The sequence below is a fragment of the Polaromonas sp. P4_F9 genome, from assembly GCF_056401235.1.
This window is the reverse complement of sequence record NZ_JBFUJT010000023.1, coordinates 59,430-85,551: the sequence shown is the minus strand read 5'-3', so window position 1 is coordinate 85,551 and position 26,122 is coordinate 59,430. Positions and strand designations below refer to the sequence as shown.

At 62.3% G+C, this 26,122-nt stretch carries 22 protein-coding genes and 1 pseudogene; 7 read left to right on the top strand and 16 right to left on the bottom strand.

Annotated features, from left to right (window positions below; translation table 11 throughout):
* Window positions 1-217: 217 nt before the first annotated feature.
* The gene (locus AC1DUB_RS19455) at window positions 218-1,930 is read left to right on the top strand and encodes a thiamine pyrophosphate-binding protein (RefSeq protein ID WP_477720421.1); all 1,713 of its coding nucleotides are present in this window, start codon (window positions 218-220) and stop codon (window positions 1,928-1,930) included.
* Window positions 1,931-1,987: 57 nt separating this feature from the next.
* Here the strand turns inward: AC1DUB_RS19455 and AC1DUB_RS19450 are convergent, their stop codons facing one another.
* The 6 genes from AC1DUB_RS19450 to AC1DUB_RS19425 all read right to left on the bottom strand — a co-directional run bounded on the left by AC1DUB_RS19450 (window position 1,988) and on the right by AC1DUB_RS19425 (window position 9,492).
* Window positions 1,988-3,367 carry a bifunctional DedA family/phosphatase PAP2 family protein gene (locus AC1DUB_RS19450; RefSeq protein WP_477730870.1) on the bottom strand — a complete coding sequence of 460 codons (1,380 nt, stop codon included), beginning with the start codon at window positions 3,365-3,367 and terminating at the stop codon, window positions 1,988-1,990.
* A 264-nt stretch (window positions 3,368-3,631) separates the two neighbouring features.
* The gene (locus AC1DUB_RS19445) at window positions 3,632-5,269 is read right to left on the bottom strand and encodes an ABC transporter substrate-binding protein (protein WP_477720419.1); all 1,638 of its coding nucleotides are present in this window, start codon (window positions 5,267-5,269) and stop codon (window positions 3,632-3,634) included.
* A 132-nt stretch (window positions 5,270-5,401) separates the two neighbouring features.
* Window positions 5,402-6,421 carry a peptide ABC transporter ATP-binding protein gene (locus tag AC1DUB_RS19440; protein WP_477720418.1) on the bottom strand — a complete coding sequence of 340 codons (1,020 nt, stop codon included), beginning with the start codon at window positions 6,419-6,421 and terminating at the stop codon, window positions 5,402-5,404.
* Window positions 6,418-7,437, bottom strand: coding sequence for an ABC transporter ATP-binding protein (locus AC1DUB_RS19435; protein WP_477720417.1), 1,020 nt, complete (start codon window positions 7,435-7,437; stop codon window positions 6,418-6,420). Before AC1DUB_RS19435 ends, AC1DUB_RS19440 begins: the two co-directional genes overlap by 4 nt.
* Window positions 7,438-7,570: 133 nt before the next feature.
* On the bottom strand, window positions 7,571-8,485 hold the full coding sequence (locus AC1DUB_RS19430) for an ABC transporter permease subunit (RefSeq protein WP_477720416.1): 915 nt from the start codon (window positions 8,483-8,485) through the stop codon (window positions 7,571-7,573).
* On the bottom strand, window positions 8,482-9,492 hold the full coding sequence (locus AC1DUB_RS19425) for an ABC transporter permease subunit (RefSeq protein WP_477720415.1): 1,011 nt from the start codon (window positions 9,490-9,492) through the stop codon (window positions 8,482-8,484). Before AC1DUB_RS19425 ends, AC1DUB_RS19430 begins: the two co-directional genes overlap by 4 nt.
* 50 nt (window positions 9,493-9,542) lie before the next feature.
* On the opposite strand from AC1DUB_RS19425, the gene AC1DUB_RS19420 reads away from it, so the two are divergent.
* Window positions 9,543-9,752, top strand: coding sequence for a hypothetical protein (locus AC1DUB_RS19420; protein ID WP_477720414.1), 210 nt, complete (start codon window positions 9,543-9,545; stop codon window positions 9,750-9,752).
* A gap of 162 nt (window positions 9,753-9,914) precedes the next feature.
* Here AC1DUB_RS19420 and AC1DUB_RS19415 read toward each other — a convergent pair whose 3' ends face one another.
* Together AC1DUB_RS19415 and yedA are read right to left on the bottom strand one after the other, a co-directional pair.
* On the bottom strand, window positions 9,915-10,373 hold the full coding sequence (locus tag AC1DUB_RS19415) for an SWIB/MDM2 domain-containing protein (protein ID WP_011483725.1): 459 nt from the start codon (window positions 10,371-10,373) through the stop codon (window positions 9,915-9,917).
* Between the two features lie 108 nt (window positions 10,374-10,481).
* On the bottom strand, window positions 10,482-11,414 hold the full coding sequence (gene yedA, locus AC1DUB_RS19410; RefSeq protein ID WP_477730869.1) for a drug/metabolite exporter YedA: 933 nt from the start codon (window positions 11,412-11,414) through the stop codon (window positions 10,482-10,484).
* An 84-nt stretch (window positions 11,415-11,498) separates the two neighbouring features.
* Between yedA and AC1DUB_RS19405 the strand changes: the two genes are divergently transcribed.
* Complete coding sequence (locus AC1DUB_RS19405) at window positions 11,499-11,990, top strand: Lrp/AsnC family transcriptional regulator (protein ID WP_477720412.1); 492 nt, start codon at window positions 11,499-11,501, stop codon at window positions 11,988-11,990.
* Between the two features lie 131 nt (window positions 11,991-12,121).
* Here AC1DUB_RS19405 and AC1DUB_RS19400 read toward each other — a convergent pair whose 3' ends face one another.
* On the bottom strand, window positions 12,122-12,820 hold the full coding sequence (locus AC1DUB_RS19400) for an ArsR/SmtB family transcription factor (protein ID WP_477720411.1): 699 nt from the start codon (window positions 12,818-12,820) through the stop codon (window positions 12,122-12,124).
* A 201-nt stretch (window positions 12,821-13,021) separates the two neighbouring features.
* Between AC1DUB_RS19400 and AC1DUB_RS19395 the strand changes: the two are divergent.
* The 3 genes and pseudogenes from AC1DUB_RS19395 to AC1DUB_RS19385 form a co-directional block, all read left to right on the top strand.
* Window positions 13,022-13,132 (top strand): annotated as a pseudogene (locus AC1DUB_RS19395) (OsmC family protein); the annotation flags it as partial.
* Window positions 13,125-14,294 carry a cytochrome P450 gene (locus tag AC1DUB_RS19390; RefSeq protein WP_477730868.1) on the top strand — a complete coding sequence of 390 codons (1,170 nt, stop codon included), beginning with the start codon at window positions 13,125-13,127 and terminating at the stop codon, window positions 14,292-14,294. The pseudogene AC1DUB_RS19395 and the gene AC1DUB_RS19390, both read left to right, overlap by 8 nt.
* 12 nt (window positions 14,295-14,306) lie before the next feature.
* Window positions 14,307-14,651, top strand: coding sequence for an antibiotic biosynthesis monooxygenase family protein (locus AC1DUB_RS19385; RefSeq protein WP_477720408.1), 345 nt, complete (start codon window positions 14,307-14,309; stop codon window positions 14,649-14,651).
* A 15-nt stretch (window positions 14,652-14,666) separates the two neighbouring features.
* Here the strand turns inward: AC1DUB_RS19385 and fdhF are convergent, their stop codons facing one another.
* From fdhF to oxc, 6 genes are all read right to left on the bottom strand, one after another.
* A complete protein-coding gene (fdhF, locus tag AC1DUB_RS19380) occupies window positions 14,667-17,504 on the bottom strand; it encodes a formate dehydrogenase subunit alpha (RefSeq protein ID WP_477720407.1) in 2,838 nt (945 codons plus the stop codon).
* Window positions 17,505-17,623: 119 nt separating this feature from the next.
* Window positions 17,624-19,321: an NAD(P)H-dependent oxidoreductase subunit E gene (locus AC1DUB_RS19375; protein WP_477720406.1), complete on the bottom strand. Its 1,698-nt coding sequence runs from the start codon at window positions 19,319-19,321 to the stop codon at window positions 17,624-17,626.
* An 84-nt stretch (window positions 19,322-19,405) separates the two neighbouring features.
* Window positions 19,406-20,653, bottom strand: a complete 1,248-nt coding sequence (gene frc / locus AC1DUB_RS19370) for a formyl-CoA transferase (protein ID WP_477720405.1) — start codon at window positions 20,651-20,653, stop codon at window positions 19,406-19,408.
* A gap of 93 nt (window positions 20,654-20,746) precedes the next feature.
* The gene (locus AC1DUB_RS19365; protein WP_477720404.1) at window positions 20,747-21,205 is read right to left on the bottom strand and encodes a PAS domain-containing protein; all 459 of its coding nucleotides are present in this window, start codon (window positions 21,203-21,205) and stop codon (window positions 20,747-20,749) included.
* A gap of 98 nt (window positions 21,206-21,303) precedes the next feature.
* Complete coding sequence (gene frc / locus AC1DUB_RS19360; RefSeq protein ID WP_477720403.1) at window positions 21,304-22,575, bottom strand: formyl-CoA transferase; 1,272 nt, start codon at window positions 22,573-22,575, stop codon at window positions 21,304-21,306.
* Window positions 22,576-22,609: 34 nt separating this feature from the next.
* On the bottom strand, window positions 22,610-24,340 hold the full coding sequence (oxc, locus tag AC1DUB_RS19355) for an oxalyl-CoA decarboxylase (RefSeq protein ID WP_477720402.1): 1,731 nt from the start codon (window positions 24,338-24,340) through the stop codon (window positions 22,610-22,612).
* Window positions 24,341-24,603: 263 nt separating this feature from the next.
* Here oxc and AC1DUB_RS19350 point away from each other — a divergent pair, with 263 nt between their 5' ends.
* Entirely contained in the window at window positions 24,604-25,212 is a 609-nt protein-coding gene (locus tag AC1DUB_RS19350) for a Crp/Fnr family transcriptional regulator (RefSeq protein ID WP_477720401.1), read from the top strand.
* A 73-nt stretch (window positions 25,213-25,285) separates the two neighbouring features.
* Here the strand turns inward: AC1DUB_RS19350 and AC1DUB_RS19345 are convergent, their stop codons facing one another.
* Window positions 25,286-26,119, bottom strand: a complete 834-nt coding sequence (locus AC1DUB_RS19345) for a cytidylate kinase family protein (RefSeq protein ID WP_477730867.1) — start codon at window positions 26,117-26,119, stop codon at window positions 25,286-25,288.
* Window positions 26,120-26,122: the final 3 nt, after the last annotated feature.

Genomic DNA, 26,122 nt, shown 5'->3' with positions numbered 1-26,122 from the left:
CGAATAGGACCCTGAAAGCACGGCGGCATTTTTCCACAGGGCCGCCCCAAGGAAAACGGCCCCCGAGGGGCTGGAGCCCGCGGCTCCAAGCCTGCCTGCGCAGGCTTGGACGGGCGACAGAGGCGAAGCGTCTCGCGAGCCGCGGCCTGCAAGGCCTCGCGCAGTACACGAAGTGACAAGCGTGGGGGCAATTTCCCAGCGCGGCACAATACGGCCCATGACTACACAACTTGCGGGCCACCTTCTCGTTGACTGCCTGATTGCCCAGGGCGTTACCCATGCGTTTGGCGTACCCGGTGAAAGCTACCTGGCCGTCCTTGACGGCTTGCATGCACGTCAGGGCCAGATTGAATTCATCACCTGCCGCCAGGAGGGCGGTGCGGCCTTCATGGCCGAGGCGCACGGCAAGCTCACCGGCCGGCCGGGCGTTTGCATGGTGACGCGTGGGCCGGGCGCCACCAACGCTTCCATCGGTGTCCACACCGCGTTTCAGGACTCGACGCCCATGGTGCTGCTGGTGGGCGATGTGGCCAGCGACTGCCGCGACCGGGAGGCCTTCCAGGAGGTGGATTACGCCAGCTTTTTCGGACCAAGCACCAAGGGCTTTGCCAAGCGCGTGGAGCGCATTGACGACGCCGACCGGATTCCCGAGTATGTGGCGCGTGCTTTTGCGACGGCCATGAACGGCAGGCCCGGTCCGGTCGTGCTGGTGTTGCCTGAAGACATGCTGACGCAGATGACCGGCGCCCAGCCCTTGCCCCGCGTGGAGGCGGTCCAGGCCTGGAGCGACCCCGGCTCCGTGCGTACGCTGCGCGAGATGCTGCTCCAATCGCAGCGGCCGTTTGTCATTGCCGGGGGCGGCGGCTGGACGCCGCAGTCGGCGCAGGCCTTGCAGCGCTTTGCCGAAAACTGGAAACTGCCGGTGGGCAACGCCTTTCGTTTCCAGGACACGTTTGACAACCACCATCCGCAATACGCCGGCGACGTGGGAATCGGCCTCAACCCCAAACTGGCCGCGCGCATCAAGGCCAGCGACCTCATCCTCGCCATCGGCCCGCGCCTGGGGGAAATGACGACCGGCAATTACACCTTGCTGGAAGCGCCCCGGCCCAAGCAGAAGCTGGTGCACATCCATTCAAGTGCCGAAGAGCTCAACCGCGTCTACCAGGCCGACCTGGCCATCAACGCCACCATGAATGCCGCTGCGCGCTCGCTGGAGGTGCTGACGGCGCCGGTGACGGTAGCCTGGGAGGCCTGGACGGCGTCGGCGAACGAGGACTATCTGGAAAACCTCAAGCCGACGCCTTCGGCCAATCTGCCGGGCGATATCGACATGCCTGCCATCGTCGGCCTGTTGCAAAAGCATTTGCCGGAAGATGCGGTACTGACCAACGGCGCGGGCAACTTCGCGAGCTGGGTGCACCGCTTCTACCGGCACCACGGCCTCGTCAAGGGCCACAAGACGCAGCTGGCGCCCACCGTGGGCGCCATGGGTTATGGTGTGCCGGCGGGCATTGCGGCGGCCATCACGACCGGCCGGGTGGCTTTCACGATTGCGGGCGACGGCGACTTCCTGATGAACGGCCAGGAGCTGGCCACAGCGGTGCAGCATGGCGCCAAAAGCATCATCGTGCTGCTCAACAACGGTATGTACGGAACCATACGCATGCACCAGGAAAGGGAGTACCCGCAGCACGAGAGCGGCTCCCGCCTGAACAACCCGGACTTCGCCGCCCTGGCGCGTGCCTACGGCTATGCGGGTGTGCGCATCGCGCGCACCGCCGAATTCGAGGCCGAGCTGCTGGCCGCACTGGCGCGCAAGGAGGGCACGGTGATCGAGGTCACGCTGGACCCGGAAGTCATCACCACGCGCGGCACGCTGTCGTCAATTACTCAGACTGCATTGACTCAATCGCTACAAAAAAAATAGCAAGCTATCGAGGTTTTATATGGGCTATTGGTCTATAACGATCTATAACCGTCTTTGCTATTTCTTGCCTTGTCCGGAAAAACGGTGCTCCCAATAGGTGTGCATTCCGGTAAGGCATAGCGTCAACCAGGCAATTCCTTCCGCAAACGCTGCCAGCACATCACTGAGGTAATGAACACCGAGATACACACGCGTCAGCGCTACCAGTGCCACCAGCGTGATCGCAACGAGTACCACCATGACACGCCAGCGCCAGGCGTTGATTTTCGTTATCAGCATTGCCGCTATGACGCCATAAAACAAGGTCGCTCCAGCGACATGACCGCTGGGAAAGCTGTAAGTCGTCAGCACCACCAGCGGGTTGTCGAAGCTGGGGCGCGCCCGGTGAATTGCATACTTCATGAAAACATTTAGCAGCATTCCGAACGGGACTGCCATGCTCACGCAGATCAGCCAGTACCAGTTCCGCTTCCAGGCCAGACAGGCTGCGATCAACGCTACAGCCAGCGCGATGGAAATTGGGTCGTGTAGATGAGTCACCGCCAGCATTGCCCGGGTCAACCGTTCTGTGGAATGGGCATGAAACCATTGCGCCACTTGCAAATCGACGAGAGTCAGCGGGTCGCCGGTTATCACGTCTTCTGTAATCCCGCCAAATAACCAGCTTGCGCCGATCAGAACTGTTGCCCCTATGGTCAGCTGCAACCCAAGATAGCTTTGGGGCGACAACCTGGCCTGTACAAACGCAATTTGTGGCGCAAAGCGGTGGCGCAATGCCTTAACGCGTGGGCGCTGAAGAAAACCAGTCCAGGCTTGTTTGATTGCGGTCTCATGCCGCACCGTCCAGCGCCACAGCCAGACAAGCAACAACACGAACACCACGATGCCGCCAAGGATGGCGCTGGCGCGTCCGATCCATCGCTCAGCCGTCTGCCAGCTGGCGCCCAAAAAGTACCCCAGCAACACCACACCAGAGGCCCACAGTACCGCACCGCCAGCGTTATAGGACAGGAACTTCCGGTAGGTCATTCGGGACGAGCCGGCAAGGAAGGGCACCAGGGCGCGGGCAAAGCCAACGAATCGCCCGAGGAACACTGCCTTGCTACCGTGCCGTGTAAAAAAAGCATCCGCTTTACCGACGCGCGCCTCAGTCAGTCCGAAGCGACTGCCATAGCGAACCAATGCCGGACGCCCCATCCGGCGCCCCAATTCGTAGCCAATGCTGTCGCCCAGCGCCGCCCCCATCGCGACGGTGATGATCAGCACATCGACATCGAGCAAGCCTTGTGCCGCAAAGAAGCCTGCAACCAACACAAGACTCTCTCCTGGAATGAGCAATCCCAAAAAAGCTGCTGATTCAAGCATCGCTCCAAGGAAGACAACCAGGTAGCCCCATTGCCCCAGGCGTCCGATCAGGTTGACCAAATACTCCAGCATGGATCATCTCGCCTATGGTTTGGGCATGACCTTCACAGAAGCCCTTTGGCGACGGGCCTACCCCAGGTCGGTGCATTGTGGCCCCTTGCAAGGCTTGGCGTAAATCCTGTCCTCTTGCAAGCGGTGGAAGAGCGGCAAGAGCACGCTGGAGTGGAGCGTTGACCTGGCAAAAAAAAACCCTCCCGGATCCCAGGAGGGCATCTTACGCTTCAGCGTTTTGGAGGACGCCCGGGAGAACCCCGGCGTTTCCCATCCCGCTACGGCCTATTCCTTGATGTCGACGCCGTAGAAGTTGTGGCGACCAAACGGGCTGTTCTTGAAGTCGATCACGCTCTTGCGTACCGGCTTGAGCTGCACCGCATGGGCAATGGTGAACCAGGGAGCCTGCTCTTTAAAGATGACCTGCGCCTGCTGGTAGAGCTTGGTGCGCTCAGCCGGGTTGGTGACAGTCTTGGCTTTCAGGACCAGATCTTCATAAGGCTGGTAGCAGAACTTGGCGATGTTGGAACCACTGGCGGACTGGGCCGAAGCGCAACCGAGCAGGGTGTACATGAAGTTGTCCGGATCGCCGTTGTCGCCGGTCCAGCCCAGCATGCCCATCTGGTGCTCGCCCGCCTGCAGGCGCTTGCGGTACTCGCCCCACTCAAAGCTCTTGATCTCGGCCGTGACGCCCACTTTGACCAGATCCGCCTGCATCAGCTCGGCAATGCGTTTGGCGTTGGGGTTGTAGGGGCGCTGTACCGGCATGGCCCACAAATCGGTGGTGAAACCGTTCGGGTAGCCTGCTTCTGCCAGGAGTTTTTTGGCGGCTTCAGGGTTGTACGCATCGTCCTTGATACTGTCGTTGTAGGCAGCCATCGACGGTGGGATCGGGTTTTTCGCGGGAATGCCGGTGCCCAGGTACACGCCGTCAACAATGGCTTTCTTGTTGATGGACATGTTGATGGCCTTGCGAACGCGCACGTCATCGAACGGTTTTTTCGTGGTGTTGTAAGCCATATAGCCCACGTTCAAACCGGGCTGCTCGATGACCTGGATATTCGGGTCCTTGCGGATGGCCTCGAGGTCAGCCGGAGCGGGGTAGGGCATGACATGGCACTCGCCCTTTTGCAGCTTCGCCCATCGTACCGACGCGTCCGGGGTGATGGCGTAAACCAGGTCGTCAATTTTCGCTTTGCCGGCCCAGTGTGCGGGGAACGCCTTGTAGCGAATGATCGCGTCTTTCTGGTACTGCACCAGGTAGAAGGGGCCGGTACCAATAGGGTCCTGGTCAATTTTTTCAGGCGTGCCGGCCTTGAGCATGGCGTCGGCATATTCCTTGGACTGCACCGCTGCATAAGGCATGGCCAGGTTGGACAGGAATGGCGCTTCAGGTTTGTCAAGCGTGACCTTGACGGTGTAGTCGTTGACTTTTTGCACCGATTTCAGCAGCTTGGGCATGCCCATGTCGCTGAAGTAGGAGTGGTTAGGGCTGGTAACCTTGAAGAAGGCGTTGTCTTCCTTCCACTGGCGCTCGAACATGAACAGCACGTCGTCGGCATTGAAGTCGCGCGTGGGTTTGAAACCCTTGTTGGTGTTATGCCATTTCACACCTTTGCGCAGGTAGAAGGTGTACTCCTTGCCGTCGGCGGAAATGTCCCATTTCTCGGCCAGACCGGGAATGACCTTGGTGCCACCACGCTCGAACTCCACGATGCGGTTGTAGATCGGTTCGTTGGCATCAAACGAGGTACCCGTGGTGTTGATACCGGGGTAGAAGTTTTCAGGACTGCCTTCAGAGCAGAACACCAGCGTCTTGGCGGAGACTGGCGTGAGCGCCAGCAATGCTGGCAGGGCGACCGCGCACAGCAATGCGCGCTGGACCGGGCGTAGCCGGCTTGCACTTGGTTTGGTCTGAATCATTTGATGGACTCCCTTTGGGGGTTAATGCTGCGATGCAGCGGGCTGGCGGCCAGTTTGCGCGAATTGTGTTCTGCGCTCCCCGGTCTTTGAAAAACGTGGCATGGGGCAATACATGGTTTGTACTGCACCATATCACGCGGTAATGAAATTTTCTGCATAGTGGCAAGCCACCTGCCGGCCTGCCACTTCGCGCAGAACCGGCCTTTCGGCACGGCATCGATCGGTCACATGGGGGCAACGGGTGGAAAACACGCAGCCCGTGGGCGGATTGAGCGGTGAGGGCAATTCGCCCTTGAGCACAATGCGGTGCCTGACCCCAGTGCTGCCAGCCAGGCCTGGTGTGGATGCCAGCAAGGCCTGGGTGTAAGGATGCAGTGGCTGCGCGAACAGCGCGTTTTTTTCGCCTTGCTCGACCGCATGGCCGAGGTACATCACCAGTACATCGTGGGCAATGTGGCGCACCACGCCCAGGTCATGCGAGATGAACAGGTAGGCCAGCCCCATCGACTGCTGCAGGTCGGCCAGCAGGTTCAGCACCTGGGCCTGAATTGACACGTCCAGCGCCGACACCGGTTCGTCGGCCACCACCAGGGTGGGGTTGAGCATCAGGGCGCGTGCGATGGCGATGCGCTGGCGCTGCCCCCCCGAAAACATGTGGGGATATCGGTCATAGTGCTCGGGGCGCAGGCCCACCTTGGCGAGCATGGCGCGCGCGCGCGCGGCACGGTCGGCGGGAGACAGGTCGGTATTGATTTCGAGCGGTGCTTCCAGAATGGCGCCGACCTTCTTGCGCGGATTGAGCGAGCCGTAAGGGTTCTGGAACACCAGCTGCACAGCCTTGCGAAGGCCCTGGCGCTCTTCGTGACGTGCGGTGACCGCATCTACGCCCTTGATGCGCAGCTGGCCGCTGGTAGGGGTTTCAATGAGGGAAACCATGCGCGCCAGCGTGGACTTGCCGCAGCCCGATTCCCCCACGACGGCCAGTGTCTTGCCGGCATGGACTGCAAAGGAGACGCCGCCGACGGCCTGCAGGTGATCGGGGGCGCGCATGAAGCCGCGCCGTATTTCATAAACGCGCTTGAGATCCCGGGCTTCCACCACGGGCTGCGCTGCCAGCGCTGACAGCGCCGGGGCATCTTGCAGCGCGCTCATGGTGCCTCCTCCACCAGCACAGGGGTGTCGCGCAGTATGGCCGCTTCACGGTCGGGGTCACCCAGCGGATAGTGGCAGCGCACCTTGCCGTCTTTCCAGGCGCGCAGCAACGGGCGCTCGGTGCGCGAATGCTCGGTGGCGTAGGCGCAACGCGGCGCAAACAGGCAGCCGGCTGGCCGATCGTAAAGGCCGGGCACCATGCCGGGGATGGTCGCCAGGCGGGTGCTGCCATCGCTGCGCTCCGGCAGGGCTGACAGCAGCGCTTCGGTATAGGGGTGCTGGGGGGTGTTGAAAAGCGCGTGCGAGCTTTGCTCTTCCATGATCTGGCCGGCATACATGACGGCTACACGTTGCGCCATTTCGGATACCACGCCCATGTTGTGGGTAATGAGCACCAGGGCCATGCCGCGCTCCTTTTGCAGGCTGCGCAGCAGGTCCAGGATTTGCGCCTGGATGGTCACATCCAGGGCTGTGGTGGGTTCGTCGGCAATCAGCAGGCGCGGATTGCAGGCAATGGCCATGGCGATCATCACGCGCTGATTCATGCCGCCCGACAGCTGGTGCGGATAGGCTTTCAAGCGGCTTTCGGGCGAATTGATACCAACCTGCTCGAGCAGTTCTATGGCCTTGCGCGTGGCGGCCTTGCGGTCCATGCCCAAATGCAGGCGCAGGGTTTCGGTGATTTGAAAGCCGACGGTGAAGCAGGGGTTCAGGCTGGTCGTGGGCTCCTGAAAAATCATGGCCACGTCTTTGCCGGTGAGCTTGCTGCGCTCGCTGGCCGACAGGGATAGCAGGTCATGGCCGGCAAAGCGGAGTTTGTCGGCGCGAACCCGTCCCGGATAGGCCACGAGCCCCATCAGCGCCATCATGGTGACGCTTTTTCCGGAGCCGGATTCACCGACGATACCCAGCACTTCGCCTTCTTCGAGCGACAGGCTGACGCCGTCAACGGCGTACATGATGCCGTTTTGCGAGGGAAACTCGACGGACAGGTTTTCTATTTCAAGCAGGGCCATGTTTAGTAACTCCCCCTTCTCGGCTCACTTCGTGTAGCCGGATCCCCCCTCCGGGGGCAACAGCTGCGGCCCGGCGAAGCCGGTTCCGCGCTGTTACTTGCGAAGAGGCTCATGAGGGGTGGGTGGATCTTGTTCATCGTTTAAGTTTTGGATCGAACGCATCGCGCAGTCCGTCTCCGAGCAGGTTGAAGGCCAGCACAGTGATCAAAATCGCGAGGCCGGGGAAAGTCACCACCCACCAGGCACGCAGCACGAATTCGCGGGCGTCAGCCAGCATGGTGCCCCATTCCGGGGAGGGCGGCTGGGCGCCAAGACCCAGAAAGCCCAGCGCCGCCGCATCCAGGATGGCGGTGGACACCCCCAGCGAGGCTTGCACGATCAGGGGCGCCGTGCAGTTCGGAAGGATTTCGCTGAACATCAGGCGGGCGCGGCTGGCACCGCTCATGCGCGCGGCGGTAACGTAGTCACGGGAGGTTTCGGCAATCACCGCCGCGCGGGTAATGCGCACGTAATGCGGCAGCACCACGATGGCGACGGCCAGCATCGCATTCATCAGGCCGGGGCCCAGGATGGCCACGATGACGATGGCCAGCAGCAGGCTGGGCAGGGTCAGGATGATGTCCATCAGGCGCATGACCGCGATCTCGAAGATGCCGCGGAAAAATCCCGACAGCAGGCCCAGCACGGTCCCGACCACCACCGACAGCGTAACCACGGCCAGCCCGATAACCAGGGACAGGCGGGCGCCGTGCATCAGGCGCGACAGGATGTCGCGGCCGATCGCGTCGGTGCCCAGGGGGTAGGTCCACGATCCGCCCGTCTGCCAGGCAGGGGGTTTGAGAAACACCGCATTGTTGGTGATGTTGGGTGGGTGCGGCGCCAGCCAGGGCGCGAAAAGTGCGACCAGCAGAACACCGACCACAATGATCAGGCCCATGACGGCGCCGCGGTTGGAGCTGAAGTAGCTCCAGAACTCGCGCAGCGGATGCGGCGGTGCCGGTGGTGTACCCGGCGCAACGGTTGCTGTTTTCAAGGTGGCCGTGCTCATCGCTGATACCTGATGCGTGGGTTGATGATGCCGTAGGTGATGTCCACCAGCAGGTTGACCGCCATCACGATCGCGCCCAGCAGCAGGATGCCGCCTTGCAGGACCGGGTAGTCGCGGCGGCTGATGGCTTCGATCAGCCATTTGCCGACGCCGGGCCAGGAAAAGATGGTCTCGGTGAGGATGGCCCCCGTGAACAGGACGCCGACCTGCAGGCCGATCACGGTCACCACCGGGATCAAGGCATTGCGCAGGGCATGCAGGGCGACGACGCGCAGGTTGGAAAGACCCTTGGCGCGTGCGGTCCGGATGTAGTCTTCACCCAGCACTTCCAGCATGGCCGAGCGCGTCATGCGTGCGATCACCGCCAGCGGGTTGGTCCCCAGCACAATCATCGGCAAAATCAGGTGCGATGCAGCCGACCAGAATGCGCCTTTGTCCTCCGACAGTAGCGAGTCGATGAGCAGGAAGCCGGTCGTGGGTTCAATGAAGTACTGCACCGCCATACGGCCCGAGACAGGGGTCCAGCCGAGCTGCACCGAAAAAAGCAGGATCAGCAGCAGGCCCCACCAGAAAATCGGCATGGAGTAACCGGTCAGGGAGACGCCCATGACCCCGTGGTCCAGTATCGAGTTGCGCTTGACCGCGGCCAGAATGCCGGCAGGAATGCCGATCACCAGGGCGAACACAATCGCGCAGAGAGCCAGTTCGATGGTGGCGGGGAAAAGCGTCAGGAATTCACGCAGCACGGGTTCCTGCGTGATGAGGGATTTGCCGAGATCGCCATTGAGCACGCGGCCGATGTAGATGCCGTACTGCACCAGAATCGGCCGGTCCAGGCCGTATTCCTTGAGCAGCTGTGCATGCCGCACCGGATCAATGCCACGCTCCCCAGCGAGGGTTTCGATGGGGTCGCCCGGCACCAGGCGGATCAGAAAAAAGGCCAGCAGTGTCATGCCCAAAAAAGTGGGGATGATCAGGCTGAACCGGGTAAAAATAAAGCGGAGCATTATTGTGGGCGACCCTGGCAGGCACTCACGCGGGCTGCAGAAAATTCATCGTGGAAGCGGCAAATCGGGATCACGAAAATCTTTGCCACGCTGGTTTTTATTGGATGCATGTGCATGAAATGATGGTTTTGTACCTTCGCGCGCCGGTAGCCGGTAGCGTCGCAGGCAAATTTTTATCTTATCAACAAACCCGTTTATTTTTGGCAGGGTTGCCGGCAATCTGCTACCGAGTAACCCGTATTGCCTCGCGAAGCTTTTGATGATCGCGAGGCCACGGGGTTACGCAGGAAGCGTGCCACGAGACGCCAGTGAGCAGCGACGGATCCGTCGGCGCGTTTCGAGGCGCTGCTTTCGGCAGGCAGTGCGTCGGAGCATAAAAAAAGGCCGGTGGAAACCGGCCTTTGGGGTGTCGGCAAAGCCGATTACTTGACGTGCTTGCCAATGAGGCCAGCCATCTCGAACATCGACACTTGCGGTTTGCCAAATACGGCCTTGAGCTTTTCGTCGGCATTGATCATGCGCTTGTTGACCTTGTCCTGCAGGCCCTTGGATTTGATGTAAACCCACAGCTTGCTGACAATTTCGGTGCGTGGCAGAGGCTTGTCGCCCACCACGGCAGCCAGGGCGGGGCTCAAGGTCAGCGCTTTCATGAACGCTGCATTGGGCGTACGCTTTTTGGCGGGCGCTTTTTTCGCTGCTGGCTTTTTGGCCGCAACCTTCTTGGCAGGCGCTGCTTTCTTCGCAGCTACCTTTTTGGCGGGCGCTGCTTTTTTTGCGGCGACCTTCTTGGCAGGAGCTGCTTTCTTCGCAGCTACTTTCTTTGCCGGAGCAGCCTTTTTAGCAGGCGCTTTTTTAGCCGGTGCTTTTTTTGCAGTTGCCATGATTGATTTTCCTTCTAGAAGTTGATAAATCACCGCAGGGATAACTACTTCCTTGCGGCAATGCGGATGCTACTGGAGAAAAACGCAGTTTCATAGCGAAAAAGCACTTTATTTGCGCCCGCCTGTTGCAGATTTACCTCTGAAAATCAAAAAAACGCCTGTGAGAATCACACCGCAAGCCACCCACTCGCCACGGGTGACTTGCTCGCCGGCAAAAAACGCACCCAGAAAAATCGCGATCAACGGGTTCACAAAGGCATAGCTGGTGGCCACTGCAGGGGAGGAATTGGCCAGCAGGTAGAGGTAGGCGCTGAACGCTATTAGCGAGCCGAACACCACGAGGTACAGCCAGGCCATCATGGCTGCGGGCTGGAAAGGCCAGTTGCTGGCGACCTCGTGCTGCTCACCCAGTGCAAGAGAGATCGCCATTAACACCGCGCCGCCACACAACATTTCACTCGCGAAACCCGCGGGGCCGTTGGCCAGAGGCAGTCGTTCGGTGGACAACACGGAGCCCAGCGACCACAGCAGGGTTGCGCCTGCGATGCAGGCCAGGCCCACGGGCGCCGCGGAAAAGCTGGCGCCTCTCACCAGCAGCAGCACGCCAGCCACCCCCACGGCCATGCCCGCCAGTTCCAGCCGGCTGGGGCGTTGGCCCAGCAACAGGCCCCATGCGGACACCATCAGGGGAACCACCGCAATGAAGGTGGCGATCAGGCCGGAGCCAATGTGGACTTCCGCACTGGCGGTGAGCCCCATGCCGCCGCCGAGCATCAGCGTGCCTATGGCGAGCGCATTGCGCCATTCGCGCAGGGTAGGGAGAGCCTGCCGGCGGATGATCACCCAGGCCATGACCAGCATGCCCGCCACCAGGAAGCGGGTGCCCATCTGGAAAAAAGGCGGGAAGCTCACCAGTGCGAAACGGATCGCCAGGTAGGTGGAACCCCACACCACATAGCAGGCGATCAAGGCGGGGACCAGCAGCGGTGCTGCCCGGGTGGGCGGGGAAGGGAGGGAGATTGCGGAGCTCATCCACGTCATCGTAAATTGCCAATAACGGCCAAGCCATGCAAAATTAAAGGTGAAAAGCCGGGACTACTTTAAATTTAACGCTTGAAAAGCACGATGACCGAAACTGACGAATACGATCACTACGACAGCCGCATCCTGACTGAATTGCAGCGGGATGCCCGCATCACCATGGCGGAGTTGGGGCGACGCGTCCATCTGAGCCAGCCCGCAGTCACGGAACGTGTACGCAAGCTGGAGCTGGGCGGCGTGATCAGGGGTTACCGCGCCGAGGTCGACCTGGCGCGGCTGGGTTATGGGATTCGCGCCATCATGCGCGTGGCACGGGCTGAGTACGCCCGGGTGGTCAAGCTGATTGAGCAGACGCCGGAAGTGATCAATGCCTACAACGTGACGGGAGAAGACAGCTGGGTGCTGGAAATCGCCGTCATTGATGTCTCGCACCTGGATGCCGTCGTGACCAAATTCTGCATCCTGACCGAGACTTCTACCGCGATCGTGCTCAACGCCCCTCGTGAGAACGCCATTGTGCTGCCAGCCCGCAGGGAAAACATCAAACCCACCATCAACAAGGTCACGGGGAAATGACAAGGACCACCCCTGTTTTGTTCGCCACCTGCGACCTTTGCGGTGCCCATAAAAATGACAGCTCAGGCAGCCTTCGGGTGCTGCCGCCGCCGCTGGAAGAAGCTTGAGCTTCGCCGCGCAGCGGTCGCGGCTCAGGTCCGCAGCTTGATGCCGAGGCGCTTCAATTGCTCTGTGCCTGCGGCGGTGATGCTCACCACGCGTGTGTGTTTTTTACGCTCTATCCAGCCCTGCTGCGTGAAGTGCGTTGCCAGCGCGGCACCGAGTGCACCACCCAGGTGGTCCTGCCGCTCCGACCAGTCCAGGCAGGTGCAGGCAAACTGCCGGCGCCTGCCGCGCACCTCGGTGACGTTGATGCCCAGCGCGCCGAGGGCCTGATCGCCTTTGGGCAAAAGTGCCAGGGCCTTCGGCAGGTCCTGGCTGGCGTCCGCTACCAGCCAGCCTTTGCGGCGCATCATGGCCAGCAGGGTCGTACCGAGTTCGCCGGCGAGATGGTCATAACAGTAGCGTGCCTGGCGGATCGGCTCAGGAGCTGCAGGGCTCGCGGATTTCGTCGTGCGCGGCGCAACGCGCATCAGCGACTCGACCAGATGAGCCACGTGCTCTGAAGCAAGGCGAAAATACTTGTGGCGGCCTTGCGCGGTGGATACCAGCAGGCCATCGTCAAGCAGCCGTTTGAGGTGCGAAGTGGCTGTGGCGGGCTCAATCCTCGCGCCGAGCGCCAGTTCCTTTGCGGTGAGTGCGCGGCCTTCCATCAGCAGTGCCAGCATCTGGATGCGGCGCGGATCGCCCACGGTGGATGCCAGCCTGGCAAGGTCGGGTTCTGCATTCATGATTTGATCCTAACCAAACTGTTGTTGCTCGACAAGCGGGGGGCGGCTGGCGACACTGGAGGTCTTGTCAAACAAACAGAGCGAGCAACCATGGCCCAGTACAGCGCAGAGATTCTCTGGCAGCGCGGCGGACAGGATTTTCCTGGCAACCGTTATGGCCAGCTATCGCCGTCAAATACAAGTTTTGCGTGGATTGTCATGCCGATGCGTGAGCAGATTGACCAGCTCCACCACGAAGCCCACGCAGAGTGTTTTATCGCCAACCCGGTCAAGACTGAAGTGTGCAGCGAGCCGGTGTATGCCCATGAGTGAAGGCGTTCTTCCACAACCCGGCAACCCGATCGAGGCGGTCACCCATGCCGACCCTTACCCCTACTACCGGCAGTTGCGGGAACAGCGGCCGCTGTATTTTGATGAAGGCCTGAAGCTCTGGGTGGCCAGCAGCCATGCCGTGATAGAAGAGGCCTTTCACAACGCGGCGCTGCGTGTGCGCCCGCCGGCCGAGCCGGTGCCCCAAGCCCTGCTGGGTACAGCCGCGGGCGAGGTTTTTGCCCAGCTGGTACGCATGACGGACGGTGAATTTCACGCTGCCCACAAGCCCGCGGTGGAGCAAGCCGCGCGCCGCTGGAGCCTGGCCGATGTGGCGCAGGCCAGTGAAGCGGCAGCACGGGATCTGGATCTGTTTGCCGCCGGGCCGCCCCAAGGCAAACATGGCCCCCTTGGGGGGCAGCGTAGCGTGGGGCTCAAATTTTCGCGTCTGACCGTCAACGATTTCATGGCTATGCTGCCGGTGCAGGCCATGGCGCGCCTGCTGGGCGTGCCTGGCGACAAGCTTGATGACACCGGCCGCTGGGTGCAGCAATTCACCCAGGGAATCGCGCCTGGCGCCCCGGCGCTGGCCGTGTCCCTGGCCGCCAGCGCCGCGGAGGCACTGATGGCGCAGGGCAGGGTGCTGGGTTTGTCGCCGGTGCAGGCCGCGAACCGCATCGCGTTTATGCAGCAATCGCTGGATGCCACATCAGGGTTGATTGGGCATACGGCACTGATGCTTGCGCAGAACCCGGCCCTTGCCGCCGCGGCGGACCGCTCGCAGGGCGCGATGCGCGAATTCGTGGCCGAGGTCGAACGCCATCAAGCGCCTATCCAGAACACGCGGCGCTTTGCCGCCGATCCCGTGGTGCTGGCGGGCCGGTCGATCGAGGCAGGGCAGGGCGTGCTGCTCGTGCTGGCCAGCGCCAACCGCGATGAAGCGCTTAACCCGCAGTCTGACTGCTTCGATCCGCAGCGTAGCGAACGCCGCAGCATGGGCTTCGGTGCGGGCGCCCATGCCTGCCCCGGCGCCGCAATCGCTATCGAAATAGTAGCCGCTTGCGTCCGATGGATCAGGGCTGAAGGTCGATTTGATGATTATTTTGGGCGTCAAATGGGTTTTCGGCCACTCGCCAACGCCCGCATCCCTGTTTTTGAAACCTGAAAGGAAGCAAATATGGTGTCCGTGATTTTCGAAGTCTGGCCTGATCCGGCCCATCGCGAGGGCTACCTGAACTGGGCGGCCGAACTCAAGAGCGAGCTGGTGAAGATGGACGGCTTTATTTCCATCGAACGCTTCCAGAGCTTGAGCGAGCCCGACAAGCTGCTGTCCCTGCAGTTCTGGCGCGACGACGCCTGCCTGACGGCCTGGCGCAACCTGGAAGCGCACCGCGCAGCGCAGGCTGCGGGCCGCAGCACCATGTTCAAGGATTATCGGCTGCGCATTGCCGAGGTGACGCGCGACTACGGGCTGAAGGAACGCGACGAGGCGCCGGCCGATTCACGCCAGGCGCACGGCTGAGGCCGCCGGGACTGTTTACGCCGCGCTCAAAGCGATGGAATTCTCCAGCGCCAGTCCGCCGCCGTAGCTGGCCTGCTGGGGCGGCGTGCCGCCCAGCGAAACCTTGATGGCGCAGTACTTGAATTCCGGGATCTTGGCGAACGGATCCAGCGCGGCATTGGTCAGCTTGTTGATGGCCGCCTCGTAGTAGCAGAAGGGCACGAAGACCGCACCGCGCGGCGAGCTTTCGTCGGCCCGCGCGTACAGCGCGACCTCCCCGCGGCGCGACGCTATGGTCACGACGTCGCCCGGTTTGCCGCCTAGGTCAGCAAGGTCAAGGGGGTGGACAAGGGCCACCGGATCGGGTTCGATCGCATCCAGCACCGTGGCGCGCCGCGTCATGCTGCCGGTGTGCCAGTGCTCCAACTGGCGGCCAGTGATCAGCACCATGGGGTACTCGGTGTCGGGGCGTTCGGCCGCCGGGATGATGTCGGCCGGCACGAAGCGCGCCCGGCCGTTGTCGCGCGGAAAATCCTCCACGAACACCACCGACTGGCCGGGGTCGCCTTCCTTCAGACAGGGGTAGGTGACCGCGTGCTCGCGATCCAGCCGGTCCCAGGTGATGCCTCCGATGCTGGGCATGGTGTGCCGCATCTCGTCGAACACTTCCGACACGTGCTTGTAGTTCCAGCCGCAACCCAGCTTGTTCGCGATCTCCTGGATGATCCACAGGTCCTGGCGCGCGTCGCCCGGCGGGTTGATGGCCTTGCGGCCCATCTGGACCAGACGGTCGGTGTTGGTAAAGCTGCCGTCCTTCTCGGGGAAGGCGCTCGCAGGCAGGATCACGTCGGCGAGGTAGGCCGTCTCGGTCAGGAAGATGTCCTGCACGACGAGGTGGTCCAGCGCCGCCAGTGACTCACGCGCATGGTTGGCGTCGGGATCGGACATCGCCGGGTTTTCGCCCTGGACGTACATGCCGCGGATGCCGCCCTTCTTGATGGCGTGCATCACCTCGACCACCGTGAGGCCTGGCTTGTCGTCCAGCGTGCCGGCCGGCACGTCCCAGGCCTTTTCGAAGGTGGCGCGCACCTTCGGGTCGGACACGTGCTGGTAGTCGGGAAACATCATCGGGATCAGGCCCGCGTCCGAGGCGCCCTGCACGTTATTCTGGCCGCGCAGCGGATGCAGGCCGGTGCCGGGACGTCCGATCTGGCCGGTCATCAGCGACAGGGCGATCAGGCAGCGCGCGTTGTCAGTGCCGTGCACATGCTGCGACACGCCCATGCCCCACAGGATCATGGAGGCCTTCGAGCTGGCATAGAGCCGTGCGACATAGCGCAGCGTGTCAGCGTCGATACCGCAGATCGGCGCCATCAGCTCGGGCGTATAGCCCTCGACATTCTTGCGCAGCTCCTCGTAGCCGATGGTGCGGCTGGCGATGAACTCCTCGTCCACCAGGCCCTCGGTCACGATGACATTCATCATCGCGTTGAGCATCGGCACGTCGGTGTCGGGCTTGAATTGCAGGTGCCGGTGCGCCATGCGCGTCAGGTCCGAGCGGCGCGGGTCCATCACGACCAGCTTGGTGCCGTTCTTCACGGCGTTTTTGATCCAGGTCGCGGCCACCGGGTGGTTCACTGTCGGGTTGGCGCCGATGATGACCACCACTTCGGCCTTGGTGACGTCCATCACGGGGTTGGACACGGCGCCGGAGCCAATGCCCTCGAGCAATGCAACGACCGAAGAGGCGTGGCACAGGCGGGTGCAATGGTCGACGTTGTTGCTGCCGAAACCGGTACGCACCAGCTTCTGGAACAGGTAGGCTTCTTCGTTGCTGCCCTTGGCGGAGCCGAAGCCGGCCAGGGATTTCTTGCCGTACTGGTCACGAATGGCGGCGAGCTTGCCGCCGGCGAACTCCAGTGCTTCTTCCCAGCTGGCTTCGCGGAACACGTCCATCACGCGGTCAGGGTCCATGGTGAAGTCGCCGGTTTTCGGCATGCCTTCGCGGCGGATCAGCGGTTTGGTCAGGCGCTGCGGGTGGTGGGCGTAGTCAAAGCCGTAGCGGCCCTTGACGCAAAGCCGGTTGTGGTTGGCCGGGCCGTCACGGCCCTCCACGAACAGGATCTTGTCGTCTTTTACGTTGTAGGTAAGCTGGCAGCCGACGCCGCAGTAGGGGCAGACAGAAGCCACCTGTTTGTCGGGTACCGCGAGCGCAGCATCGCGGGCCGGCATCAGCGCACCGGTGGGACAGGCTTGCACGCATTCGCCACAGGCAACGCAGGTTGAGCTTCCCATGGAGTCATCCATGTCGAAAACGATTTTGGCCTGGTCGCCCCGGAATGCCAGTCCGATCACGTCGTTGACCTGTTCGTCGCGGCAGGCGCGCAGGCAACGCGTGCACTGGATGCAGGCGTCGAGGTTGACGGCGATGGCCGGGTGTGTCAGGTCCTGGCGCACCTGCTGGCGTGCCTCGAAGCGCGGCTTGCCGACGCCGATTTTGCTGGCCCACTGGTCCACCTCGTTGTTGCGGGTGTATTCCTTCTCGGGCATGTCGGACAGCAGCAGCTCAAGCACCATCTTCTGCGATGCCACGGCGCGCTCGCTGTCGGTGACGACTTTCATGCCGGCCGTCGGCGCGCGGCAGCAGGAGGGCGCCAGCACCCGTTCACCGTTGATTTCGACCATGCAGGAGCGGCAGTTGCCTACCGCCTCCATGCCTTCCTTGTAGCAAAGGTGGGGGATCTCCACGCCTTCGCGTTTTGCCACCTGCAGCAGGGTTTCGGTGGCCCGTCCGGTCACTTCACGGCCGTTGAGGCTGAAGCTCACGAGCGGCACGTCAAGCTGGGCTAGTTCATGTCTGGTAATCGCGTTCATCGTGGTCCTTAAATTCAGCAGGTTCAGCAAAGCTGCTCAGGCCGCAGCGCCGGGCCGCCCCAAGCAAGGCCAGCCCCCTCGGGGGGCAGCGCAGTACGCGAAGCGACAAGCGTGGGGGCTCATAGTTCGTGCGGGAAATATTTGATAACGCAGTCCATCGGGTTGGGTGCCGCTTGGCCCAAGCCGCAGATCGATGCATCGCGCATGACCAGCGACAGGTCTGCCAGCAGTGCCAGATCCCATTTGGGCTTTTCCATCAGATGCGCGGCCTTGGCCGTGCCGACGCGGCAGGGCGTGCACTGGCCGCAAGACTCGTGGTGGAAGAATCGCATCATGTTGCGCGCCGCATTGGTGGCGGTGTCCTGGTCGGACAGCACGATCACGGCGGCCGATCCGATGAAGCAGCCATAGGGCTGCAGCGTGTCGAAATCCAGCGGGATGTTGTTCATGGTGGCCGGCAGAATGCCACCCGATGCGCCGCCCGGCAGGTAGGCGTAGAAGGTGTGCCCGTCCTGCATTCCGCCGCAGTGTTCGTCGATCAATTCCTGGATGGTGATACCCGCGGGCGCCAGTTTGACCCCCGGGCTCTTCACGCGACCCGAGACCGAGAACGAGCGCAGGCCCTTGCGCCCGTTGCGGCCGTGCGAGGTGAACCAGGCGCCGCCTTTTTCCAGGATCTCGCGTACCCAGAACAGGGTCTCGAAGTTGTGTTCCAGCGTCGGCCGGCCGAACAGGCCTACTTGCGCCACATAGGGCGGGCGCAGCCGCGGCATGCCGCGCTTGCCTTCGATCGATTCGATCATGGCCGACTCTTCGCCGCAGATGTAGGCGCCGGCGCCGCGGCGCAACTCGATTTGCGGCATGCCGGCCATGGGAGGGGCGAGCCTGAGCTTGTCCAGCTCGGTTTCGAGCATGGCGCGGCAGCCATGGTATTCGTCGCGCAGGTAGATATAGATCTTCTCGATGCCCACGGCCCAGGCGGCGATCAGCATGCCTTCAAGGAAGCGGTGCGGGTCGCGTTCGAGATAGACACGGTCCTTGAAGGTGCCCGGTTCGCCCTCGTCGATGTTGACCGCCATCAGGCGCGGGCCGGCTTCGGCGCGAACAATGCGCCACTTGCGGCCGGCCGGAAAACCGGCGCCACCCAGGCCGCGCAGGCCAGAATCTTCCATGGTTTTGAGGACTGATTCGACGTCGCGGTCTCCCGAGACGCATTGCCCGAGCAGCGCATAACCGCCGGCGGCCCGGTAGCTGGAAAAGTCGACAAAGTCTTCGGGGGCGTGCTGCGCAGCCCCCGCTGCCACGGTGGCCACGACAGCTTCAGCGGTGGCGTTCGGTACCGGGTTTTGCCCAACCACCGCGGCAGGCGCCTGCTCGCAGCGGCCTATGCAAGGCGCCGCGATCACGCGTACCTCGCGGCCCAGCAGGGCAGGCAGCCGGGCCAGTAAATCGCGTGCGCCCGCCATCTCGCAGGACAGGCCATCGCATACGCGCACGGTGAGCGGCGCCGGCGCGGCTTCACCTTCCTTGACCACGTCGAAATGATGGTAGAAAGTCGCGACCTCATACACCTCGGTTTGCGCCAGGCGCATCTCCTGCGCCAGCGCCGCCAGGTGGGCTGCCGACAGGTGGCCAAAGTGATCCTGGATCTTGTGCAGGTGTTCGATGAGCAGGTCGGCCTGACGCGACTCGGAGCCCAGCAGGCGTTGCACGTCGGCCAGCGCGCTCGGGTCCACGCGGCGTCCCTTGGGTGCCTGGCGTTTTCGCTCCTTGGAAACCGCTTGCACGACGGCAATAGGGATGATGGGATGGTTCATGGGGGCTCGCTTACATTTGCATTTTGTTTGGAATCGACTCGCGGGACGCCCGCGCCGCGGGCTCGCCGGTACTTTGCGCGTGGTTCAGATCACCCGTTCTGCGCGCAATTCCGCGATATACCCTGCGCCATAACCCAATTGCGCCAGAACCTCGTCGGTGTGCTCGCCCAGCAGGGGAGAGCGTGTCACCTCGGTGGGGCTGTCCGACATCTTGATCGGGTTGCCCACGGTCAGGTATTTGCCGCGCGTGGGATGGTCAACTTCGACGATGGTGCCGGTTTCGCGCAGGGCAGGCTCCTCGGCGATCTCCTTCATCGACAGAATCGGTCCGCAGGGGATGTCGTACTTGTTGAGAATCTCCATGGCCTCGAACTTGGTCTTGGTCATGGTCCATTGCTCGATGCGAGCAAAAATCGGCTTCAGGTGCAGCAGACGCGCCGCGGGCGTTTCGAATGCCTCGTCGGTGATCCAGCCTTCCTCGCCAATCACCTTGCACACGGCGGGCCACACGGCCGCCTGCGTGATGAAGTAAATGTAGGCGTTGGGGTCGGTTTCCCAGCCCTTGCACTTGAGGACGGAGCCGGGCTGGCCGCCGCCCGATGCGTTGCCCGCGCGCGGCACGGCGTCGTGGAACTTGCCGTCCGGGTATTGCGGGTATTCGTGCAAGGTGTGTGTTCGCTCCAGGCGCTGCTGGTCGCGCAGCTTGACGCGGCACAGGTTCAGCACCGCGTCCTGCATCGGCGCGAGCACCTTCTGGCCGCGGCCTGTCGTGTTGCGCTGGTACAGTGCCGCGACGATGCCCAGGGCCAGGTGCAGGCCGGTGCCGCTGTCGCCGATCTGCGCGCCCGTGACGATCGGCGGGCCGTCGTCGAAACCGGTGGTGGAGGCGGCTCCGCCCGCGCATTGCGCCACGTTTTCATAGACCTTGAGGTCTTCGTACCGGCCGGGGCCGAAGCCCTTGACCGACGCCACGATCATCCGCGGGTTGATCGACTGGATATGCTCCCAGGTGATGCCCATGCGGTCCAGCGCACCGGGGGCGAAGTTTTCAACCATCACGTCGCACTGCTTGATGAGCCTGTCCAGGACTTCCCGGCCCTTGGCACTCTTGGTATCCAGGGTAATCGAGCGCTTGTTGTGGTTCAGCATGGTGAAATACAGGCTGTCCACTCCGGGGATGTCACGCAGCTGCCCGCGCGTCGCGTCGCCTTCGCCGGCGCGCTCCACCTTGATCACGTCGGCACCGAACCAGGCCAGCAACTGGGTACAGGTGGGGCCCGACTGGACGTGGGTGAAATCAAGAATGCGAACGCCGTCTAACGCTTTGCTCATGAAAAATCCTGCTGGGAAGTTGAATCGGTTACTGGTACACGGTTTGAGCCATGGTGCCGGACGCCCAAGCGGCCGGTTATCCCCCTATGTTAATCACTGCGCCAGCGACGTGCCTTTGACACCTGTGCCGTGCTGGATTTCAAGTTCCGTGAGGCGTTTGCGCAGGTTGCGCTCCTCGGCGAAGCGGCTGGTTTCATCGCGGATGGCCGCAACAATGGCCGACACCTTGCCGTCCGCAGAGTGAAGCAGGGCAACGGTAAACGCAATGGAGATTGCGTGCCCATCCTTGTGCATGGCAGGTACCCGCAGCACGTCATTGCCATACCGGGTTTGCCCCGTTGCCATGGTTTTGTGGTAGCCATCCCAGTGACGCTGTTGCTGGCGCTGCGGAATGATCAGGTCCAGCGACTGGCCCAGGGCCTCGCTTTCGGTGAAGCCGAACATGCGCTCGGCGGCAGGGTTCCACAGCACGATGGTGCCACCGGCGTCGGAGGCCACGATCGCATCGCCTATTGCCTCCACGAGTTGTTTCATATCAATTCCGGATTGCATGGGCCTACTCCTTGTGCTGAAAAAAGGTCTCTGAAGTAAAGACGGCGCCTGGGTCGGGCGCCGTTCCACATTGAAGGGTCGCTGTTCAGATGCCCGTTTTAGACCGCCTTGTTGGCGTGCATTGTTGCGATCTGGTCCTTGCTGTAGCCCAGTTCAGCCAACACCTCGTCGGTGTGCTCGCCCAACAGGGGCGAGGCCGTGACTTCGGGTTTGAGGTCCGAGAACTTGATCGGGCTGCCGATCGTGTAGTAGCTGCCGCGCACCTTGTGCGGCACTTCGACGATGGAGCCGCTCTTGCGCAGCGACTCGTCGCGCAGCAGTTCTTTCATGGACAGCACCGGGGCGCAAGGGATGTCGAACTTGCGGAAGATGTCGACCGCTTCGAACTTGGTCTTGTCCTTGATGAAGTCTTCGATGGTGGCGAAGATGTCCATGATGTGCGGCTGGCGACCCTTGGGCGTGTTGTAGGCCGGATCGGTCTTCCACTCGGGTTTGCCCAGTGCGTCGCAGATCGGCTCCCAGGCGTGGCCCTGGACCGTGAAGTAGATGTAGGCGTTGGGGTCGGTTTCCCAGCCCTTGCACTTCAGGATCCAGCCCGGCTGGCCGCCGCCGCCGGCATTGCCGCCGCGCGGCGTCACCTTGTCGGCGAAAGCTTCCATCTCGTGCGGGTACTGCGGGTATTCCTCGAGGTAGCCCACCTTCTCCAGGCGCTGCTGGTCGCGCATCTTGACGCGGCACAGGTTCAGCACGGCGTCCTGCATGGCCACGGCCACCTTCTGGCCCTTGCCGGTCTGCTGGCGGCCGATGATGGCCGTCAGGATGCCGATGGCCAGGTGCATGCCGGTGTTGGTGTCACCCAGGGCAGCAGCGGAAATCGTGGGCTCGGAGTTCTCGCCCTTCCACCAGCCGGTGGTGGAGGCGGCGCCGCCGGCGCATTGGGCCACGTTCTCGTAGACCTTGAGGTCTTCGTAGTGGTGGCCTTCGCTGAAGCCCTTGACCGAGGCCAGGATCATCTTGGGGTTGAGCTTCTGGATGTACTCCCAGGTGAAGCCCATGCGGTCCAGCGCGCCGGGGCCAAAGTTTTCGACCATGACGTCGGATTCCTTGATCAGCCGCTCGAGCACCTCCTTGCCTTCGGGCTTCTTGGTGTCCAGCGTCAGACCGCGCTTGTTGCTGTTGAGCATGGTGAAGTACAGCGCGTCGGCATCGGGGATGTCGCGCAACTGGCTGCGCGTGACGTCGCCCGAACCGGGGCGCTCGACCTTGATGACGTCGGCGCCGAACCAGGCCAGCATCTGCGTGCAAGCCGGGCCGGCCTGCACATGGGTGAAGTCGATGATCTTGATGCCGTTAAGCGGTTTGTTTGACATTTTCCATATCTCCTTGTGAATTGCTCGGGGTAATTTACTTCTTTTTCGCAGCGCTTTGCGGGTTCAGGCTGGTGATGCGGCCACTCTCGGTGCCGGCGGTCTCATCGATGACGGCATTGATCAGGGTTGGCCTGCCGGACTTGATCGCTTCGTCCATGGCGCGGCGCAGTTCGGCCGGGGTGGTGGCGTTCACGCCGACACCACCGAAGGCTTCCATCAGCTTGTCGTAGCGCGCGTTCTTGACGAACACGGTGGGTGCCACGTCGGGGGTGCCGGACGAGTTGACGTCGGTGCCGCGGTACACGCCGTTGTTGTTCATGATGACCACGCACACCGGCAGGTTGTAACGGCAGATGGTCTCGACTTCCATGCCGCTGAAGCCGAAGGCGCTGTCGCCCTCGATGGCGACGACCGGCTTTTTGGTGACCACGGCTGCGGCCACGGCAAAGCCCATGCCGATGCCCATGATGCCCCAGGTGCCGACGTCCAGGCGCTTGCGCGGCTGGTACATGTCCACGATGCTGCGCGTGAAGTCCAGCGCGTTGGCGCCTTCGTTCACCATGATGGTCTCCGGGTTGGCCTTGAAGACGTCGCGGACCACAGCCAGGGCGCTGTGGAAATTCATTGGCGACGGGTTCTTGTTCAGGGTCTCGGCCATCTTGGCGATGTTCTTGCTCTTGCGCTCGGCGATGGCACCCAGCCAATCGGCCGGCGGCTTGGCCCAGCCTGAACCAATGCCGGCCAGCAGGGCCGAGACGCAGGAGCCGATGTCGCCGACGAGCGGGGCGTCGATGGCCACGTTGCTGTCGGCCTCGGTGGGGGAGATATCGATCTGGATGAATTTCTGGCGGCCCCAGTCCTTGTGGTCCTTGCCGCCCCAGGTCTTGCCCTTGCCGTGCGAGAGCAGCCAGTTTAGGCGCGCGCCGATCAGCAGCACCACGTCAGCTTCGGGCAGCACATAGGAACGCGCGGCCGCGGCGGACTGCTCATGCGTGTCAGGCAGGAGGCCCTTGGCCATGGACATCGGCAGGTAGGGGATGCCAGTCTTCTCGACCAAGGCACGGACCTCGGCATCGGCCTGGGCATAGGCTGCGCCCTTGCCCAGCAGGATGAGAGGGCGTTTGGCGCCCTTGAGCAGGTCCAGCGCACGCTGGACGGCGTCGGGCGCTGGAATCTGGCGCGGGGCCGGATCGACGACCTTGATCAGGGAGTCCTTGCCGGCTTGCGCGTCCATGGTCTGCGCGAACAGCTTGGCGGGCAGGTCCAGATAGACGCCGCCTGGCCGGCCAGAGACGGCGGAGCGGATAGCGCGCGCGATGCCCACGCCAATGTCTTCGGCGTTCAGCACGCGGAAAGCCGCCTTGCACAGGGGCTTGGCGATGGCCAGCTGATCCATCTCTTCATAGTCGCCCTGCTGCAGGTCGACGATTTCGCGCTCGCTGGAGCCGCTGATCAGGATCATCGGGAAGCAATTCGTCGTCGCGTTGGCCAGCGCGGTCAGGCCATTCAGGAAGCCGGGGGCGGAAACCGTCAGGCAGATGCCTGGCTTCTGCGTCAGAAAGCCGGCGATGGCGGCGGCATTGCCGGCGTTCTGCTCGTGACGAAATGAAATGACCCGCATGCCTTCGGCTTGCGCCATACGCGTCAGATCGGTGATGGGAATACCGGGCAGACCGAAGATTGTGTCGATCCCGTTGAGTTTCAGGGCATCGATTACAAGATGAAACCCGTCGGTCAGTTCTGGTGATTGAGTGTCGTTTGTCATGATGAAATGTCTCTTCGTTTGACTTCGATAAAGGTTGAGCTAGCGGCTGGCAATATCGGTTGGCGCCAGAAAAAAACCGTTGACTCAAGCCAACGCCTCCGTAGGTGGATTTCCCGCCTCGCTCGTCTGCCCAGGCGGGTCATTCACACCGTCGAGGTATCATAGGAATTGATCCAGTTTTCACCATTGACCACGGTCAACTTTCGCTGTATTTGAAGCGGGCGAAAGACTGAATCCTGCATCCCTCCTACCCTAACGTATTCATGTCATCCATACAAAACCATCCCGAGAGAAACGTCATTCGCGTCCAGCTGGCGCAGAACATCGTTCTGAAGGGAATGACCGCAGAACAAAGCGCAGAACTTGAATCACACCTGGTCATTGTTGACTGCCAGAAGGGGGAGACGCTCCTGAATCAGGGCGCGCACGAAATGGAGCAGTATTTCATCCTGGAGGGCATCCTGAAGCGGGTCGTGACCAATCAGGAGGCCAAGGAGATGATTCTTCGCTTTGCCGATGAGCGTGACATGGAAACCAGCTATGCAGCCTGGCGGCTGGGTACGCCGACGCCTTACAGCACCGTTTGCGTGACCAAAGTGCGGGTGGCCAAGCTGCCGCTGCCGGAATGGGTGGCATTCCTGGAGCGCCACCACGAGATCAAACAGTCCTTCGAGTATTACGTCATGCGCCTGATGAGCGAGATCATGGCTCACACCATCACGCTGCACCTGCTGGATGCACCGGGGCGTGTCCAGCGCTTCCGGCGCAAACATCCCGAGCTGTTTGACCGCATCCCGAAGAAGGAGCTGGCGTCCTACCTGAATCTGTCGGCGGAAACCCTTAGCCGGCTGAAGCAGCGCGGCAAGATATAAGCGCCTCCAGGAGGGCCCCGCGGGGCGGGCCGCGACTTCGACTGCAGGCGCCAGAGCGCCTATTTTCCAGTGTCTAGTATTTGGCCGATGTGAATCGCCGGGTCGTGGCCATCAGGCGCAACTGGTTGTCGACGCGCGCAGTGCCGGCCACCGTACTGGCCACCCTGGCGGCTTCCGCGCTTTCCTGCGCGTTCAGAACGATCCCGCTGAGGACCACCTGGCCTGCGTCCGATTCGATGCTGATGTTGATATCGCGGGTCGATTCATGGTCTTTCAGTGCCGCCCGGACGCGCGCGTTCAGTGCCAGGTTTGCCAGCATCGCCCTCGACTCCGGGGTTTCCTGGAATTCCGGCCGGCTGGCCAACTGCTGGATCTGGGCCACGCAGCTTTCCACGGATACGCGATCGGTGTTGAGTACCAGATCGTAGAGCAGCGGGTCACCCCAGGTCACGCCAAACTGTTCATGCATGCGTGAGGCGTGGGCGCCGTCGCTGCGCTGTACCTCCGCTTCGGCAAATGCCTCGTCGTCCGTGCCCAGGTGGTCCATCAGCCACTTCACGCGGTTTTTGAACGAGCGGGTTACCCGAACCCGCACCACATGCTGCACAGGGCGCAGCAGGCAGGTCGCGCCCCAGCCACGCAGCACGATATTGCCGTTGTCGGCCAGGTCGAAAACTTCCTGTGCGGTGTACACGGCAACCCGTTCCTTGTCCGTGGTCAGGCGCTCAACCAGGCCGGCCTTGCCTTCCCGCAACCGGCTGATCAGGCTGCCGGGCACGTGCATCCGGTCGGCCACATGTTCCTGTACCTCATGGCGCATCACGGCCAGATTGGCTGTCTGGGCCAGCTGCAGGGAGACGTCCTTGGCAAGGGAACCCATCTCCTGGGTCATGGCGATTACCGGCATTGT